Annotated in this window: 12 protein-coding genes, 11 tRNA genes and 2 rRNA genes; 24 read left to right on the forward strand and 1 reads right to left on the reverse strand. The window is 38.5% G+C overall.

Annotated features, from left to right (window positions below):
- Positions 1-254 precede the first annotated feature (254 nt).
- The 13 genes from rrf (ACK4M9_RS18085) (at position 255) to ACK4M9_RS18145 (ending at position 2,054) form a co-directional block, all read left to right on the forward strand.
- Positions 255-370 (forward strand): 5S ribosomal RNA (rrf, locus tag ACK4M9_RS18085).
- Positions 371-474: 104 nt separating this feature from the next.
- Positions 475-590: ribosomal RNA gene (rrf, locus tag ACK4M9_RS18090) — 5S ribosomal RNA — on the forward strand.
- Positions 591-635: 45 nt separating this feature from the next.
- Positions 636-710, forward strand: a tRNA-Asn gene (locus ACK4M9_RS18095).
- Position 711: 1 nt separating this feature from the next.
- Positions 712-787, forward strand: a tRNA-Thr gene (locus ACK4M9_RS18100).
- A gap of 14 nt (positions 788-801) precedes the next feature.
- Positions 802-876 (forward strand) — tRNA-Glu (locus tag ACK4M9_RS18105).
- Positions 877-1,023: 147 nt separating this feature from the next.
- Positions 1,024-1,099, forward strand: a tRNA-Val gene (locus ACK4M9_RS18110).
- Positions 1,100-1,162: 63 nt separating this feature from the next.
- Positions 1,163-1,235: transfer RNA gene (locus tag ACK4M9_RS18115), tRNA-Thr, on the forward strand.
- A gap of 21 nt (positions 1,236-1,256) precedes the next feature.
- Positions 1,257-1,341 (forward strand) — tRNA-Tyr (locus ACK4M9_RS18120).
- A gap of 9 nt (positions 1,342-1,350) precedes the next feature.
- Positions 1,351-1,425 (forward strand) — tRNA-Gln (locus ACK4M9_RS18125).
- Positions 1,426-1,434: 9 nt separating this feature from the next.
- Positions 1,435-1,510: transfer RNA gene (locus tag ACK4M9_RS18130), tRNA-Lys, on the forward strand.
- A gap of 36 nt (positions 1,511-1,546) precedes the next feature.
- Positions 1,547-1,621: transfer RNA gene (locus tag ACK4M9_RS18135), tRNA-Gly, on the forward strand.
- A gap of 94 nt (positions 1,622-1,715) precedes the next feature.
- A tRNA-Gly gene (locus ACK4M9_RS18140) sits at positions 1,716-1,789 on the forward strand.
- Positions 1,790-1,978: 189 nt separating this feature from the next.
- Positions 1,979-2,054 (forward strand) — tRNA-Ala (locus ACK4M9_RS18145).
- A gap of 40 nt (positions 2,055-2,094) precedes the next feature.
- Here ACK4M9_RS18145 and ACK4M9_RS18150 read toward each other — a convergent pair.
- Positions 2,095-2,265, reverse strand: coding sequence for an aspartyl-phosphate phosphatase Spo0E family protein (locus ACK4M9_RS18150; protein ID WP_409853672.1), 171 nt, complete (start codon positions 2,263-2,265; stop codon positions 2,095-2,097).
- 174 nt (positions 2,266-2,439) lie between these two features.
- Between ACK4M9_RS18150 and sigW the strand changes: the two genes are divergently transcribed.
- The 11 genes from sigW to ACK4M9_RS18205 all read left to right on the forward strand — a co-directional run bounded on the left by sigW (position 2,440) and on the right by ACK4M9_RS18205 (position 17,201).
- Positions 2,440-3,003, forward strand: a complete 564-nt coding sequence (gene sigW, locus ACK4M9_RS18155; protein WP_409853675.1) for an RNA polymerase sigma factor SigW — start codon at positions 2,440-2,442, stop codon at positions 3,001-3,003.
- 13 nt (positions 3,004-3,016) lie between these two features.
- Positions 3,017-3,655, forward strand: coding sequence for an anti-sigma factor family protein (locus tag ACK4M9_RS18160; protein ID WP_409853678.1), 639 nt, complete (start codon positions 3,017-3,019; stop codon positions 3,653-3,655).
- 233 nt (positions 3,656-3,888) lie between these two features.
- Positions 3,889-4,713, forward strand: a complete 825-nt coding sequence (gene cdaA / locus ACK4M9_RS18165) for a diadenylate cyclase CdaA (protein ID WP_409853681.1) — start codon at positions 3,889-3,891, stop codon at positions 4,711-4,713.
- The gene (locus ACK4M9_RS18170; protein WP_409853683.1) at positions 4,706-5,980 is read left to right on the forward strand and encodes a CdaR family protein; all 1,275 of its coding nucleotides are present in this window, start codon (positions 4,706-4,708) and stop codon (positions 5,978-5,980) included. The genes cdaA and ACK4M9_RS18170 overlap by 8 nt, the downstream gene beginning before the upstream one ends.
- Positions 5,981-6,014: 34 nt before the next feature.
- Entirely contained in the window at positions 6,015-7,361 is a 1,347-nt protein-coding gene (gene glmM / locus ACK4M9_RS18175) for a phosphoglucosamine mutase (protein ID WP_409853686.1), read from the forward strand.
- Between the two features lie 536 nt (positions 7,362-7,897).
- A complete protein-coding gene (gene glmS, locus ACK4M9_RS18180; protein WP_409853689.1) occupies positions 7,898-9,700 on the forward strand; it encodes a glutamine--fructose-6-phosphate transaminase (isomerizing) in 1,803 nt (600 codons plus the stop codon).
- Positions 9,701-10,416: 716 nt separating this feature from the next.
- Complete coding sequence (locus ACK4M9_RS18185) at positions 10,417-12,795, forward strand: DUF7408 domain-containing protein (RefSeq protein WP_409853692.1); 2,379 nt, start codon at positions 10,417-10,419, stop codon at positions 12,793-12,795.
- Entirely contained in the window at positions 12,792-13,718 is a 927-nt protein-coding gene (locus ACK4M9_RS18190) for an ABC transporter ATP-binding protein (protein ID WP_409853694.1), read from the forward strand. Before ACK4M9_RS18185 ends, ACK4M9_RS18190 begins: the two co-directional genes overlap by 4 nt.
- A 2-nt stretch (positions 13,719-13,720) precedes the next feature.
- On the forward strand, positions 13,721-14,578 hold the full coding sequence (locus tag ACK4M9_RS18195) for an ABC transporter permease (protein ID WP_409853696.1): 858 nt from the start codon (positions 13,721-13,723) through the stop codon (positions 14,576-14,578).
- A gap of 53 nt (positions 14,579-14,631) precedes the next feature.
- Positions 14,632-16,206: a hypothetical protein gene (locus tag ACK4M9_RS18200; protein ID WP_409853699.1), complete on the forward strand. Its 1,575-nt coding sequence runs from the start codon at positions 14,632-14,634 to the stop codon at positions 16,204-16,206.
- Positions 16,203-17,201 (forward strand): AAA family ATPase, encoded by a 999-nt coding sequence (locus ACK4M9_RS18205; protein WP_409853701.1) that lies wholly within the window; start codon positions 16,203-16,205, stop codon positions 17,199-17,201. The genes ACK4M9_RS18200 and ACK4M9_RS18205 overlap by 4 nt, the downstream gene beginning before the upstream one ends.
- Position 17,202: the final 1 nt, after the last annotated feature.

Below are 17,202 nucleotides of genomic sequence, written 5' to 3' on the forward strand. Positions count from 1 at the left end.
ACGGCGACGTGTGGAGCTGAGAGATACTAATCGGTCGAGGACTTATCCTATAAATAAGAATTTGAATTCTTACTCAAGTCTTAAATGTGTGTTATCTAGTTTTGAAGGAATGATTTCCTTTGACTTAATATGATAACTGCTCAATACCTGGTTATTGTGCTCCTGCGGTACTCCTTGCGTCGTATCCTCGTCGCAAAACTGCATGAAGACAATTCCAAGAAGCATCTCACGATGTGATTGAGGTCAGTTGTTTGTCTAGTGACGATAGCGAAGAGGTCACACTCGTTCCCATGCCGAACACGATCGTTAAGCTCTTCAGCGCCGATGGTAGTTGGGGGTTTCCCCCTGTGAGAGTAGGACGTTGCTAGGCAATACCTTATTAATCTTCTAAGACTTAAAAAGTATAAATTAAAAAAGTATTGACATAGACGATAATGTATTTTATCATATCAATTGTCTATGGTATAAGATAAGCTTGGTGGCGATAGCGAAGAGGTCACACTCGTTCCCATGCCGAACACGATCGTTAAGCTCTTCAGCGCCGATGGTAGTTGGGGGTTTCCCCCTGTGAGAGTAGGACGTTGCCAAGCAAATTTTTCTGTTCTATCTATGTTGATAATGGATTATATTAACATTCCACAGTAGCTCAGTGGTAGAGCAATCGGCTGTTAACCGATCGGTCGTAGGTTCGAGTCCTACCTGTGGAGCCATGCTTCCATAGCTCAGTAGGTAGAGCACTTCCATGGTAAGGAAGGGGTCGTCGGTTCGAATCCGGTTGGAAGCTCCATCATCTTATTCTATGGCCCGTTGGTCAAGCGGTTAAGACACCGCCCTTTCACGGCGGTAACACGGGTTCGAATCCCGTACGGGTCACCAATAACCTTTAATAAATTTGGAGGATTAGCTCAGCGACGAGCGTAACATCCTTGAATTAACGTCGAGTTGTTTCGACGCATATACATCTTAGTGATACTAGAAGAGGAAGAAACAGGGTCTTCTTAGAATAAGCTTCATCAATACTTCGGAGGATTAGCTCAGCTGGGAGAGCACCTGCCTTACAAGCAGGGGGTCGGCGGTTCGAACCCGTCATCCTCCACCATGAATTTTTTCTGGCTGGAGAATTTTTTGCGTTGTAAACATAATTAAAAGCCATATTATTTATGCCGGCCTAGCTCAATTGGTAGAGCAACTGACTTGTAATCAGTAGGTTGGGGGTTCAAGTCCTCTGGCCGGCACTCTTGTTTTAAAATCGTTGTGGAGGGGTAGCGAAGTGGCTAAACGCGGCGGACTGTAAATCCGCTCCTTCCGGGTTCGGCGGTTCGAATCCGTCCCCCTCCACCATTAGAGCATTGGGCTATAGCCAAGCGGTAAGGCAACGGACTTTGACTCCGTCATTCTCTGGTTCGAATCCAGATAGCCCAGCCATATATGTTCGAGCCATTAGCTCAGTTGGTAGAGCATCTGACTTTTAATCAGAGGGTCGAAGGTTCGAATCCTTCATGGCTCACCAAAGTATTTTGCTTAAAGCAAAATAACTTATCTTATTGCGGAAGTAGTTCAGTGGTAGAACACCACCTTGCCAAGGTGGGGGTCGCGAGTTCGAATCTCGTCTTCCGCTCCATTGCATCTACCTCGAATAAGCATCCTCGCAGCAATGTGACGAGCAAACGGAGTGGCGCAGGAGCAAGACTACTAAGTAAAGATTTTTATTTAATGCGGGTGTAGTTTAATGGTAAAACCTCAGCCTTCCAAGCTGATGTCGTGAGTTCGATTCTCATCACCCGCTCCATTGCATCTACCTCGAATAAGCATCCTCGCAGCAATGCGACGAGGACCTACGGACCGTAGGAGCACACTATTATAGTGCAATAAAAATTAAGTTAGTCGGTAGTGCGACGAGCAAACGAAGTGGCGCAGGAGCAAAATCTCGAATAGTACCACTTAATTCAAGTTATTTGTCAAGATATTCCCTAATTATGGGGCCTTAGCTCAGCTGGGAGAGCGCCTGCCTTGCACGCAGGAGGTCAGCGGTTCGATCCCGCTAGGCTCCACCATACATATTTGAAAGAAAAAACCCTAGAGCATCTAGGGTTTTTATTGTCTTTCCTGATTTATATAGAATACATTTAAAAGCCTGTCCAATTTAGTACTAGCATCAACTACCACTTGAGAACTTAGGGGGTTTTCATAAGCTAGTTTGATCATACGATTACGAGCCTCTTCAATATCTTCTAGCGTAACATCTGATTCACAGTATTTCTGCATGATAATCCCTCCTCTTTGTGTGCTAATCTATTCCCTAGATAAAAAAATTTTAAACGTATTTTTGAAATTTGTGGAATTTTATTTTTAACATGATAAAATTAAATTTATTTGAAACTTATTTCAGTGTTGTTCGTAAATAGAGTAACCGCATAGAAGCGGAGGTATAAAAAGGGTATGGACACATTAGTAAAGCGCATCATCATTAATGTAAAAAAAGGTGACCAGCAGGCTTTTGCAGAATTAGTTGAGCTCTACAAAGACAAGGTATATCAAATTTCCTATCGGATGGTTGGGAATGTTCACGAAGCACAAGACATTGCTCAAGAGGCATTTCTAAGAGCGTATATGAACATTGAAACATACGATATGGATCGTAAGTTTTCTACTTGGTTATTTCGTATTGTTACTAACCTATCGATAGACCGCCTTAGAAGAAAGAAACCGGATTTTTATTTAGATCAAGAAATAAGTGGAACGGAAGGATTAACTTTATCTTCCCAGTTAGCAGCAGCCGATGAACTCCCTGAAGATTTGGTTGTAACACACGAATTGCAAGATTGGATCCAAGAGGAAATATTAAAGTTGCCAACAAAATACCGCTCAGCTATTATTTTGAAGTATATTGAGGACTTATCACTGAAAGAGATAAGTGAAGTACTAGATCTGCCGATTGCAACTGTGAAAACTAGAATTCATAGAGGTAGGGAAGCGCTAAGGAAACGATTAAGTAATGTATAAGGGGGGAGAACTAATGGACTGTGAAAAAGAAATATTCTCCTTAATTCATAAGTATTTAGATGAAGAAATTAATGAAACCGAGCGAGAACAGTTAAACAGTCATTTAAGATCATGTGAAGAGTGTCGAACACATTTGAAGGACTTAAAGAAAACAATCGCCTTCGTTCAAAGCTCATCTCATATTGAGGCGCCAGCTAACTTTACTAGCCTTGTCATGAGTCAACTACCCCAACAAAAATCTACTGTTAGTTGGAAACATTGGATGAAAAAACATCCAATTCTTATTGCTGCATCAATTTTTGTAATTTTTATGGCAACTAGTATGTTTTCAATGTGGGCGGATAGTGGAAAAGAACTTTCCGTTTCTGGCGATGCTAACTTAATCATCGATAAAGATAGAAACGTCGTTGTGGTCCCTGAGGGAGAAGTTGTTGAAGGTGACCTGTTAATTAAAAATGGTAGCATTCAAGTTGATGGACAAGTAAATGGTAATATTACTATAATTAATGGTCAAAAATATACGGCTTCTGCTGGGCAAGTCGCAGGTAATATTGAAGAAATTGATAAAGGGTTGCAATGGCTTTGGTTCAACATTAAATCATTCATTTCTGAAGTCGTGAATGTCTTTGATGAAACTGAAAAAAACAAATAGTTAGATTGAAGTGTCACTTCCATAAATTAGGAGGTAGGCACTTTTTTATACTTGATAAGACAGTCATGTTAAGTAAAGAAAGTAAGTAGAACGCCTAAGGATATACTAATAATGGGCTTGTTGCTAAAAGGAGAAACACTTTTTATAGTAGAGCTTGCTGATATGCTAGCAATGGTATGTTATAATTAAAAAGTTATAAACCTCATAATAAGGGATTTTTGTTTGGAGGAAAAATGATGCTGCCTGAAGATATTCAATTTCTTAATATCTTAAGAATTGCTATAGATATACTGTTAGTTACATTTGTTATATATAAAATTATTATGATTATTCGCGGTACGAGAGCCGTACAGCTATTAAAAGGAATTACGATTGTTTTGGCTGTGTGGTTTTTAAGCGGTCAACTAGGATTACATACACTGAGATGGATTATGTCTCAAGTTGTTTTATATGGTTTATTGGCGATAATTATTATCTTCCAACCAGAACTTCGCAGAGCATTAGAACAACTAGGGCGAGGAAAGTTTATATCAAGATCCAGTGCGATAGATGATTTAGAAATGGAAAAGATCATAGATGAAATTGTAAAAGCATCTATTTACATGGGGAAACGTCGTATCGGAGCGTTAATTTCGATTGAACGAGAAACAGGAATGAACGATTACATCGAAACAGGAATAGCGGTAAACGGAAAATTAACATCCGAATTACTTATTAATATTTTTATTCCAAATACTCCATTACATGATGGGGCAGTAATCATTAAAAATCATCAAATTATGGCGGCGGGATGCTACTTACCTTTATCTGAAGATCCTTTCATTTCAAAAGAATTAGGTACAAGACATCGAGCTGCCTTAGGTATAAGTGAAGTAACCGACAGTATTACGTTAGCCGTTTCAGAAGAAACCGGAAACATATCTCTCACTAAAAATGGAGAATTGCACCGCAATTTAGATGAGGAAGCGTTAAGAGAGTTATTGAAACAAGAGCTTGTAACGAACTTGAAAACCAACTCTACTTCTCTTTGGCAGTGGGGAGGAAAGAAAAATGGATAAATTGTATAATAACCCGTGGTTTGTGAAGGCAATTTCTTTTTTTATTGCAGTTATGCTATTTGCAATTGTTAATTTTGATAATGCCAACAATCAGCCAGGTGCTTTACCCATCATTACAAATGGTTCATATACGCTAGATGAAGTCCCGTTAAACGTTTATTATAACGAAGAGGAATATGCTGTCACCCAAGTGGTTGAACACGTTCAAATTAATTTAAGGGGTCCACAAAACGTACTTACATTTTTTCAAATTGCTGGAACCTCCTATGATGTCTTTATTGACTTACGTAATTTAGAGGCCGGTACACATGAAGTGAATGTTCAATATCGTAATTTTCCAAATGAATTAACTGTCAATATTGTTCCGGAATCCGTTCGGGTTTCAATTGAAGAAAAAAGAACAATCTCTGTACCTGTGGATATCGAGTTACTTAATAAAGCAAGTATAGGTGATGGCTATACGCTTGGTACACCAATTGTAAATCCAGTCAATGTAGAGATTACGGCTGCAGAAAGTGTTATTCAACAAGTAGGGTTTGCAAAAGGGTTTGTTGATGTTCAAGGTTTTACTGAAACCTTTGAGAAAAGTGTTCCGGTTAAAGTTTATGATCAGCATGGAAATGAACTTCATATTGATGTAAATCCAACAGTTGTTGATGTGAAAATACCAATAACTAGCCCAAATAAAGATGTTCCTGTAAAGATTAACCGGATTGGTGAGTTACCAGATGGACTAAGTATAAAAACAATCTATGCTGAGCCAAAAGATGTAACTATTTATGGGCCGAGAGCTGTTATTAATCAAATTGATATAATAGATGGTTTCGAAGTAGATTTATCGACCATAACTGAGAATACTACTTTAGAACTTGAGGTTCCCTTGCCACCCGGTGTTGAACAAGTTAGCCCACAGGTGATCAAGGTAGTTATTGAAGTAGACATTGAAGAGGTCATTGAGATAAGTGATATTCCTATAGGAGTCATTAATCAAGCGGAGCAAACCGATGTTGCCTTTGTTATAGATGAGCAAGAGATCATAACGTTGACCGTGAAAGGTTCTCCTACAACTATTCAACGCATACGTAAAGAGGATATAACAGTGTACATTGATGTCAATCAGTTACCTGTTGGTGAACACGAAGTGCCCATACAAGTTACTGGCCCTTTAAATATAAGGTACATTAAACCGTTTAATGATATTAAGATCATTATCAGTGAAGTATTGAGTGTAGATGATAATAGTACCGAAGTTAACGATCAAAATTAATTAATAATTGTTGTCAATTAAGGAGAGATAAAGAATGGGTAAATATTTTGGAACTGACGGAGTCAGAGGTGTTGCTAATACTGAACTGACACCCGAGTTAGCATTTAAGCTAGGGAGGTTCGGTGGATACGTCTTAACAAAAAATACAGAACGACCTAAAGTATTAATTGGACGTGATACTCGTATTTCTGGTCATATGTTAGAAGGGGCTTTAGTAGCTGGCCTTTTATCAATAGGTGCGGAAGTTATGCGTTTGGGAGTTATTTCTACACCGGGAGTTGCTTATTTAACCAAAGCTTTGAGTGCTCATGCAGGAGTGATGATCTCTGCTTCACATAATCCTGTTGAAGACAATGGAATTAAGTTTTTTGGTCCAGATGGTTTTAAGCTATTAGATCATCAAGAAGAAGAAGTTGAAAAGCTGTTGGATAAAGCAGAGGATGATTTACCTCGTCCAGTAGGCGGTAATGTTGGCCAGTTGAATGATTACTTTGAGGGTGGTCAAAAGTATTTACAATTTCTAAAACATACAGTTGAAGAGGATTTCTCTGGAATTCATATTGCCCTAGACTGTGCACATGGAGCTGCTTCATCATTAGCGCCGCATTTATTTGCAGATTTAGAAGCGGATATATCAACAATTGGAACAAGCCCAAATGGAGTGAATATCAATGACGGCTTCGGGTCAACTCATCCTGAAAAATTAGCTCAGTTTGTTCTTGATCGAAAAGCTGATATCGGCTTAGCATTTGATGGTGATGCAGATCGATTAATCGCCATTGATGAAAAGGGTACCGTTGTAGATGGTGATCAAATAATGTTTATTTGTGCAAAGTATTTTAAAGAACAAGGCAGACTTAAACATCAAACAGTTGTCACAACAGTTATGAGTAATTTAGGTTTTTATAAAGCGATTGAGGAAGCTGGGGTTGATGCAAGACAAACAGCTGTAGGTGATCGTTACGTTGTAGAAGAAATGAGAAAAGGTGGCTACAACTTAGGTGGAGAGCAATCTGGCCATATTATCTTCTTAGATTTCAATACAACCGGCGATGGGATGTTATCAGCGCTGCAATTAGTAAATATCATGAAGGTAACTAAAAAGCCGCTATCTGAGCTCGCTGCAGAAATGACAATTTTTCCACAAAAGCTGGTAAATATTCGCGTTGAAGATAAGCAAGCATTGCTTACAAATGAAGTCATCAATGAAAAAATTCGTCGTGTAGAAGAAGCTATGGGTGGAGAAGGACGTATCCTTGTTCGACCGTCTGGAACAGAGCCGCTTGTTCGAGTTATGGCAGAAGCACCTACCCAAGAGCTTTGTGATCAATATGTGCAAGAAATCGTTGATGTAGTTAAGAAGGAACTTGGTACTGAATAACCTGCAAAATAAAAAAAGTGAATAGGTTACTTTTTTTATTGCCAGACCGTTTACTGGTCGCAATTAGCAGGTAGTCTTTACAATTCTTTATATGCACGGTAGCACGAAATGAGTGCTCCGTGCATATTTTTGTATTATAGCATTTGTTAGCAATTTTAATGCTATGGATTAAAACAGCAATTGACGTATTTTGTAAGTATGTAGTATGATTAGTCTTGATTTTAAAAAAGCGAGGAGGATCGAACAACAAATATTTAAAAGCGCCTGAACTATTCGAACGGGAAAAAGGAATAGTTGACGAGGAAGAGGTTTATCGAAGTAATCGGCGGATGCCTCTCGGTTGCGACACCACAGCCGCAAGCTTTAGTGAAAAAACAAGAAGGTGACTTTTTGAACAAAGACTAAAGTACTGGTGTTCTGCGAAGAATATACGTAAAGAGTGGGGCAAGAATGCCCCAAGAAGCCACTACACAAGAAGTGAGTTGTGTATGCTTATTAGCGTTGCTTGCCCCCAAAATAGGGAGGAATAATTAATTATGTGCGGAATCGTTGGATATGTAGGAAATCAGGATGCTAAAGAAATATTATTAAAAGGCTTAGAAAAACTTGAATATAGAGGTTATGATTCAGCTGGAATCGCCATTGTCAGCGAAGATGGTGTTCGTCTTTTTAAAGAAAAAGGTCGTATTGCTCAGTTACGTGAAGTTGTCGATCAAAATGAAACTGGAACAGTAGGGATTGGTCATACGCGTTGGGCTACTCATGGTGCACCAAGTAGAAAAAATGCTCATCCACACCAGAGTACTTCACATCGCTTTACGATTGTTCATAATGGTGTTATTGAAAACTATGAAGAAATTCAAAAAGAATATTTACAAGACGTTAACTTTGTTAGCGAAACAGATACAGAAGTTATCGTCCAACTAGTAGAACGTTTTATAGGAGAAGGAATTACTGTTGAAAAGGCATTTAGCCAAACACTCTCGTTGCTAAAAGGTTCTTACGCAATTGCATTATTAGATGAAACAGATCCGGAAAAAATTTATGTAGGAAAAAATAAAAGTCCCCTCTTAGTCGGTCTTGGCGATGGTGTAAATGTTATTGCTAGTGACGCGATGGCGTTGCTGAACATTACAAATGAGTTCGTTGAACTTATGGATAAAGAAATAGTTATCGTTACTCGTGATGCTGTAACAATTAAAAACTTAGCAGGAGTTACCATTGCAAGAGATTCCTTTATAGCAGAACTTGATGCAAGCGATATTGAAAAAGGGACATATCAGCATTATATGCTAAAGGAAATTGATGAACAGCCTTTAGTCATTCGCAACATTATCTCTAAGTACCAAGATGAAAATGGCAACGTAACGTTAGATGATAATATTCGTAATGCTATGAAAGCAGCAGACCGTGTTTATATTATTGCTGCTGGAACTAGTTACAATGCTGGTCTTGTTGGTAAGCAGCTTATCGAAACGATTGCAAAAAAACCAGTTGAAACGCATATTGCAAGTGAATTCCTTTACAATATGCCTTTAGTTTCGGAAAATCCACTCTTTATATTTATTTCACAAAGCGGTGAAACAGCAGATAGCCGCGGTGTTTTAGTTAATGTGAAAAAGTTAGGATACCCAGCTTTAACAATCACAAATGTACCAGGATCAACGTTATCACGTGAAGCAGACTTTACTCTTCACACATTTGCTGGTCCTGAAATTGCTGTAGCTTCAACAAAAGCTTACACTGCGCAAATGGCAGTAATATCATTGCTTGCTGTGGATACGGCAAAAGCTCAAGAATTAAAACTAGATTTCGACCCAATTAAGGAGCTTAGCATTGTTGCTACAGTCATGGAGGCATTATGTGATCAGAAAGAAACGTTAGAGAAAATCGCTCGTGACTATTTAAGTGTCACTCGTAATTGTTTCTTCATTGGTCGTGCTTCTGACTATTATGTCGGTCTAGAAGGTGCTTTGAAGTTAAAGGAAATTTCATATATCCAAGCAGAAGGTTTTGCTGGTGGTGAGTTAAAGCATGGTACAATTGCTTTAATTGAAGAAGGAACTCCAGTCATTGCTCTAGCAACTCAAGAACATGTAAACTTAAGCATTCGTGGTAATGTCAAGGAAGTGGCAGCCCGTGGCGCCAATCCTTGTATCATTAGTTTAGAAGGCTTAAATGCTGAGACTGATCAATTAGTTATACCGAAAGTTCACGAGTATTTAACGCCACTTGCAGCAGTAATTCCATTACAATTAATCGCTTATTACGCTTCTCTTCATAGAGGTTGTGACGTAGATAAGCCAAGGAATTTAGCGAAGAGCGTTACAGTAGAGTAGTTAATAATATCTACGATTAGATTTTCATTAATTGTAATAAAAATCGTTTATAGAAACGCACCTAAGGGACATCATGTTGGAGTCTCTTAGGTGTATTTTTATTATATGAAAGACATATCACGTAGTGGAGATGGATTGTCTAGAGTATCCGAATGATTAAAAAATAATGAAATTCAAAAGTTTAAGATATAAGTAGTGGTAAGGGAGGATAGTAGCTATCCTCTCTTTTTTTATGGAAAAACATTGTGAGCATAAAGTGAATATTGACCAATTGATAATGATTTGCAACTTCTAGAAGATGTCGCCGGATTCCCTTGAACAAGCCTCTAAAATTCCTTAGAGTTTTTACAGCGAAGAGAAAGGGGATCCAGCCACTTTTCATTTTAAGTAATGATGGCATGGTTTTCACCGCCATGTGCTTTTCTATGAAAAAAGTTTCCGATGAAAATAAAAAGTCAGCCATATACTGAAACATATTCAATTTCAAATTCGTCTATTATAGTAAACCTATTTTTATAGATAACATTGGAAAATACAGAAAAAAATACTCACATAATATTGTAAAATATGGTAGATTTAAACTACTACATTTTAATGGATGTTTTAGTTCATATTTATATGGCAGAATCTATGATCAATGACAGGTAAAAAACATTGAGCAACGCCGCGTTAGTACATATCGGTAACTTACAAAATTAAAGAGAGCAGGGTAGAGTATGGTACATAAAGCAATGAAACTATTATTCTTGTTTACAATTTGTTTTACATTTATTTTTCCTTTACAGCCATCATTTGCGGATGCAAAGGAACGCCTTACCGTATCAACAGAGATTGGGTTTGATAATAAAATTAAGCGCCATCAAGGATTTCCAATTGAAATTACACTAATAAATAATGGAGCTGATATTTCCGGAGAATTGGTCATTTCTGTTTCACCAGGTTGGAATTCAAACCTCGGTAATATTATTACTCCTGTGGATATAGCAGCAAACAGTGAAAAAACGATTAGGCTTAGTTTACCTGGGCATAGTGATATGCAATACTATGGAAGCCCGAATAATAGCCCTCAAAACATTCGATTTTATGAAGGGGGCTGGCAGGACGGCAAGGAAGTAAAGTTAGGTGGAACGACTAAGTTAACACCTCGTATGTATAACGAGGAGGATGTATTGGTTGGCTTGTTTACTAACCAAGTAGATGTTTTTAATTTTTTAAAAACAGTTAAAAGGCAACAATATGGGAACTCATATATTCCTATTCAAATAGACGCTGCTAAAGTTCCTACTGAACCAATTGGGTTGAGTATGTTTGAGTTTATCGTCATTGATCAAGTTGCACTGACGGATTTATCTAATGATCAACAAGATGCGCTGAAGTCGTGGCTATCAAATGGTGGTGTGCTTATTGTTGGAGGAGATCTTGGTATCTCACAGAAGCTTGGTCAACTATCAACTCTTTTACCAATGGGAAAAGATCTTAAAACAGTGAATGTATCGACCGAGTTTTTTAACATGAAAGATGAACGTGAGTACCCGACAGAGACTGTCGAACTGATTACTGGAACACTCGCAGAAAATGCTCAAGTACTGCAAAAAACAAAAGAAGGTACTCCTGTCATTACAACGCGTGCTTATGGTAGGGGGGAAGTAATTCAACTTGCGTTTTCACCTAGTGCACAAACTTTTGCGGCTTGGGATAAAGCAGCCTCATATTGGTCAGATCGAGTGCAACCTTCTATGCAAAATTCGAATATTTATTATGACTCAATTTATGATCGATTATCATGGGGCCTTGGGAACGCAACAAGTTTGTTCCCTTCATCTTTCTTGCCCTTTTCTACACTAGTCATTGTTTTTATTTTATATGTACTCTTTATTTTTCCGACGATCTATTTTATTCTTCGGAAAATTGACAAGAGGGAGCATTCTTGGTGGATTTTACCGACGATTTCAGTGCTTATTTGTGCAGGAGTATTTGTACTCGGTGGAAAAGACCGTATTGCTCAATCACAAATCAATGAAGTGACAATCTTACAATTAGATGAGCAAGGATTTGGCCAAGGGTTTGGTAGTATTGCGTTATTGAGCAATCGAAGTGGTAATTATACGATTAATGTAGCGACAGGAAATTTTGCTCCATTTCCGACTAGTAATAATCACTCTAGGGACGGTTATGAAGGAAATGCAGGGATACGTAATCAAGGAGATCAAATTGATATCTTATTTAAAGATGTTGAATATTGGTCAATTCGCAACGTATCTGGTCCAATTACGGAGCTAAATATTGGAAACTTCGAATTGGATATTAAGGTAGTTGAAAAACAAGTAACAGGAACGTTAACGAATAAAACAGAGCTTAGCTTCGATGAGATGTTACTGTTGTCAGGACGGCAAGAAATTTCTCTCGGTTCAATTGGCCCAGGAGAAACAATTGATGTCGCTTTTGAATTAAAAGGCTCTATTCTTACTACACCATCATGGCGAAACAGCCATAGTCAATCAAAAGATATAACAGAGCGTCGCCGAGAAGATTTACTTTATTCTCTACATGACCTAAATATGTTTTCTAGAGGAAAGCCAGCGCTTGTTGGTCTGACGAAAGATGAATTATTACAAGCATCTCTCGAGAAAAAGGACTCACTTGTTGATCGATTAAATATTATTGTTCAATCTCTCGACATAAAGGATGCGTTTGGTGGACCTTTTGCACTAAACACAGATGACCTTCAACCATATGTATATATGGTTGAAGGTAATGGCTATTTAGATGCAATGGAACTTGAAAGGGGAGGGCGTACTGTGTATGCCTCTGCAGGGGTTTTCGAATTTAGCTACACAGTTCCTGAAGAAATGATGGACGAAAAAACCAAGTTCACTGAGTTGAATATTAAACTTCGAAATCAAGAGATTTTAGACTTTGAGATTTTTAACCATAAAGATGAAACGTATGAGTCGTTAAATGATACAAATACATTTAATAATCCAGAAAACTATATAGGCGAATACGGTAATATCATGATCCAGGTCGAAAAGAATGACATGCCTGATCAACTCCAAGTACCAGAAGTGTCATTGAAAGGGGAGCTTAATAAATGATCGAGACGGTAAATCTAACAAAAAAATATGGATCATTTACAGCGCTAGATGACTTAAATCTATCTATTGCTGAAGGAACAGTTTATGGATTTGTTGGTCAAAATGGTGCAGGCAAGTCTACGACATTTCAAATATTAGCAACACTGATGTCCCCTACTTATGGCACTGCATATATTAATGGACTTGATGTTACAAAAGAATCGGCAAAGGTAAGGCGGTTCATTGGCTATATGCCTGATTTCTTTGGCGTGTACGATCAGTTTAAAGCTGAGGAATATTTAAATTTTTATGGTGCGAGTTATGGGTTAACTGCTTATGAACGTGCTGAAGTAATTCCACAACTTCTTGAACTTGTAAATCTTAGTCATAAGCGAGATTCGTATGTTGATTTGCTCTCGAGAGGGATGAAACAACGATTATGTCTTGCTCGTTCGTTAATACATGATCCAAAAGTATTGATACTTGATGAGCCTGCATCAGGGCTTGATCCAAGAGCCCGTGTAGAAATGAGAGAGATTTTAAAAGAACTTAAGACGATGGGAAAAACAATTATTATCTCCTCTCACATTTTACCGGAGCTATCAGAAATGTGTGATGAAATTGGTGTCATTGATAACGGTAAGCTTATGGCAACAGGTTCTGTTTCGCAAATACAAATGGAACTTCAACAACAAAAGGTGATTACGATGACCGTTAGTAGCGATGTGGAACGAACAGTTCGTTTCTTTGAAGATGATCCGGACGTCATAAATATTCATGTTCTAGAAAATGGAACGATACAGTTTGGTTACCGCGGTTCTGATGATAGCCAGCAAATGTTAATTAAAAAGGCTGTACTAGCAGATATCCCACTATTAAGCTTTAAACCTATCGAGAAAAATCTTGAGGATGTCTTTATGGAAATAACGAAAGGAGTTGAATAAGCGTGAAATCGTTGCTTTTAAATCCCGTCTTAAATAAAGAGATTAGACTTCGCTTTCGTTCTATGAAAAGTTTTATTGGCATTGCTTCATATATATTAATACTAGGTATTATATCGCTAGGCTTTATAGGTCTAACATTAAACTTTGATTCCATGGGTACGTTCCGTCCTGAAGAAAGTAGGGCGATGTTTTTATTAATAAGTATGCTTCAGCTAGCCCTTGTCATCTTTATCACGCCGGGATTAACAGGAGGAATTATTAGCAGTGAAAGGGAGCGTCAAACGCTACCAATCTTATTAACGACTGCACAATCATCTAGTTCAATCATTTTTAGTAAACTAATATCATCACTAGCATTTTTGCTATTAATCGTCTTTGGATCAGCGCCGTTATATATGATTATTTTCTTGTATGGAGGAATTTCTCCTTCGAGTGTACTAGCAAGCTTTAGTCTATATGCGTTTACAATGCTCGTGATTGGAAGTATCGGCATTTTAGCTTCAACACTAATTCAAAGAACCATTATTTCTATGGTTACAACCTATAGTATTGCATTTTTTTTGACAGGTGGCTTAGCAGTGATAACGTTAATGGTAACTAACTTTAGTTATTCATTCCAAAGTCAAGGACAGGATTACATTTGGCCATTTATCTTAGCATCAGTAAATATCCCAATAATGTTTTTTACTTTATTTGAAGAATCAGCAATCGCTCATTTTCAGGAATTATCAGGCTTTTCTTTTTCACCATGGATCATCTTTTTTAGTGTTTACGGTACGGTGATCGTTCTTTCGTTGGCATTAGCAATTCGGAAACTACGTCCGAGAATGCGCTCAAAAGCATATCCAAAAGTGGATTAATGTTTAATTTGGATAATGTTGATTGAAGCTTAATAGACGAGGGGTGAGTAGCAGTGGACGAGAAGGGTCAATTTCTAAAGTTAGTCAGTGAAGTGAAGAGAAATCTAATGAAATACCATTTTTTTCGTTTTTTTCAATACGCTCTTTTCTATATTGCTTCATCTGTTTTTACGGTAACAATGCTTGCTCGTTGGGTGATAATTACCCGTATACACTTCTGGCTAGTGATCGTTTCGGTTGTGGCATTCGCTGCGGTATTCGCTTATTGGTATCAAAAAAGGCCGACAACGAAGTCTGCCACTCTCATATTTGATGGCGAAGTAAAGGAGAACCGTGTTGTTACGGCGTTTTCGTTTTTGACTGATTCAAGCTATTTAGCGAAATTACAAAGAATTGAGACTATAGCATTAATGAAGAAAACGAAACAACAAATTTTTCTGAAGCAGAAGTATCTCTTTCATTGGAAAGAGTTAAGTATCGCAGCTCTTCTTTTTTGCGGAGCCGTTCTCTCATTTTTGTATCCAAGTGAGCCAATGGTAGCTGCAGAAAGTCTACAAACAAATAAGGAGTTAATCGAAGAGTTAAAAGAAGAATTGGCAGAGCTGGAAGAAAAAGCGAACGAACATGAAAATGAGGAGTTAAAAGAAAAGCTCGAGCAGTTACAAGAACAGCTAAAAGAAGTAGAAACTGCAGAGGAAGCGTTAAAAGAACTTCTCCTAACGGAGGCGTTGTTGGAAGAAATGAAGCTAGAACTAGAATTGAAAGAACAGCAGCTTCAATTACTAACAGAGAAGTTTGATTATACAGACATGAATGAGTTAGCAAAGGCGCTAAAGGAATTAAATGAAGCTGCCCTCCAGGAAACGTTAGAAGCATTGAAAGGGATTGAGCTTACTGAGGAACAGAAGCAAGCGCTTCTTGATGCTATAGCGGACTTGACTGGAAATGAGCTTGGATCAGTTGAAGAATTAACAGCAGAAGATCTTGCAAAACTTTTAGAACAGTTAGAGGAATATCTCGCAGAGTTAATGGAGGCTAGCCTTGATTTAGAATCACTTACTCAGTTGCAGCAGCAATTGCAGCAATCAGCTATGTCATTGAATTCTAGTATGTCTAACGCTGGGCTTCAGGCAAACCCATCACTATCTTTTTCAAGACCACAAATGCAACCTTCATCACCTTCTAATGGGACCCCCTCCGATCAACAAGGTTCTGGTACAGGTAATGAAGGTGGAGAAGGCGCTAATCAAGGTTCCGGAGAAAATGGTAGTGGATCAGGACAAGGACAAGGGAGTGGCAGTGGCACAGGAAATGGCGGACAAGGATCTGGTGCAGGTGGTCAAGGTGCAGGAACAGGCCAAGGGTCACGAGAATTAGTCACAGTACCTGATAGACTACAATCAGAAACGAAATTAGAAATAGATCAAGGAGAGCTCGGTTCCGGTAGCGGTGAGAAGCAACAATCAGATTCAGCTCCTGTCTTAAGAGGTTCTACAAGACCATTTCAAGAAGTTATTGGTCACTACGAAGCAAGCTATCGAGATAGTATGAATCGCATGCAGCTCCCGCGCCATTTAGAAGGGGTTGTCCGTGATTACTTTAGTCAACTTAATACTGAACAGGAGTGAAAGACGTGGAAGAATCACAATTTCAACAAGCGCGTGAACAGCTACAAGTAACAAAACGAGCTATTCAGACCTTTATTGTCGGACAGGAGGACGTCATTAATCAAATCATATGGTCGATGTTTGCAGGCGGTCATGCCTTATTAGAAGGGCTTCCAGGTGTAGGGAAAACAATGATGATTCGTACCATTTCAGAGGCGATGGATTTAAGTTTCTCAAGAATCCAATTTACACCGGATCTGATGCCCGCCGATATTACTGGAACAATGATGATTGAACCAAATGATCAAGGAAAACAGCAGTTCACCTTTCATCAGGGACCTGTTTTTTCAAATATTGTCCTAGCAGATGAGATTAATAGAGCGACACCAAAAACTCAAAGTGCTCTACTCGAAGCAATGGGGGAACAGACTGTAACAGTCATAGGAGAAACTCATGATTTGCCAGCACCATTTTTTGTGCTTGCAACACAAAATCCTGTTGATCTAGAGGGGACTTATCCTTTGCCAGAGGCTCAAATGGATCGTTTTTTATGTAAAATTAATGTCGCTTATCCTACAAAAGGAGAATTAAAAACGATCATTGAGCGAACCGTGACAAATGAACATCAGGAGATAAAGGCGCTTATGAATAGTTCTGATGTCATTGCAATTCAAAGCTTAGCGAAAAAAATTCTTGTGGCTGAGGATATTCTAGACTTCGCTATTAATCTAGTAATGGCGACTCACGCCGACAATGAACTAGCACCAGATCCTATTCGTTCTTATGTGCGTTTTGGATCGGGCCCACGTGGTTTACAAAGCCTAATTAAAATAGCGAAGGTGCGTGCGTTAATGAAGGGTCGCTATCACGTTTCCATTGGTGACCTTAAGCAAGCAGCATTACCAGTACTACGTCATCGCTTATTCTTAAACTTCGAAGGGGAAGCAATGGGTATCTCAACGGATAAGCTGATTGAAGCAGCGATTGAAGCAGTATCTGTTGCCGAGACTGTATGAC

The sequence above is a fragment of the Anaerobacillus sp. genome, from assembly GCF_046314235.1.
Classification (GTDB): Bacteria; Bacillota; Bacilli; order Bacillales; family Anaerobacillaceae; genus Anaerobacillus.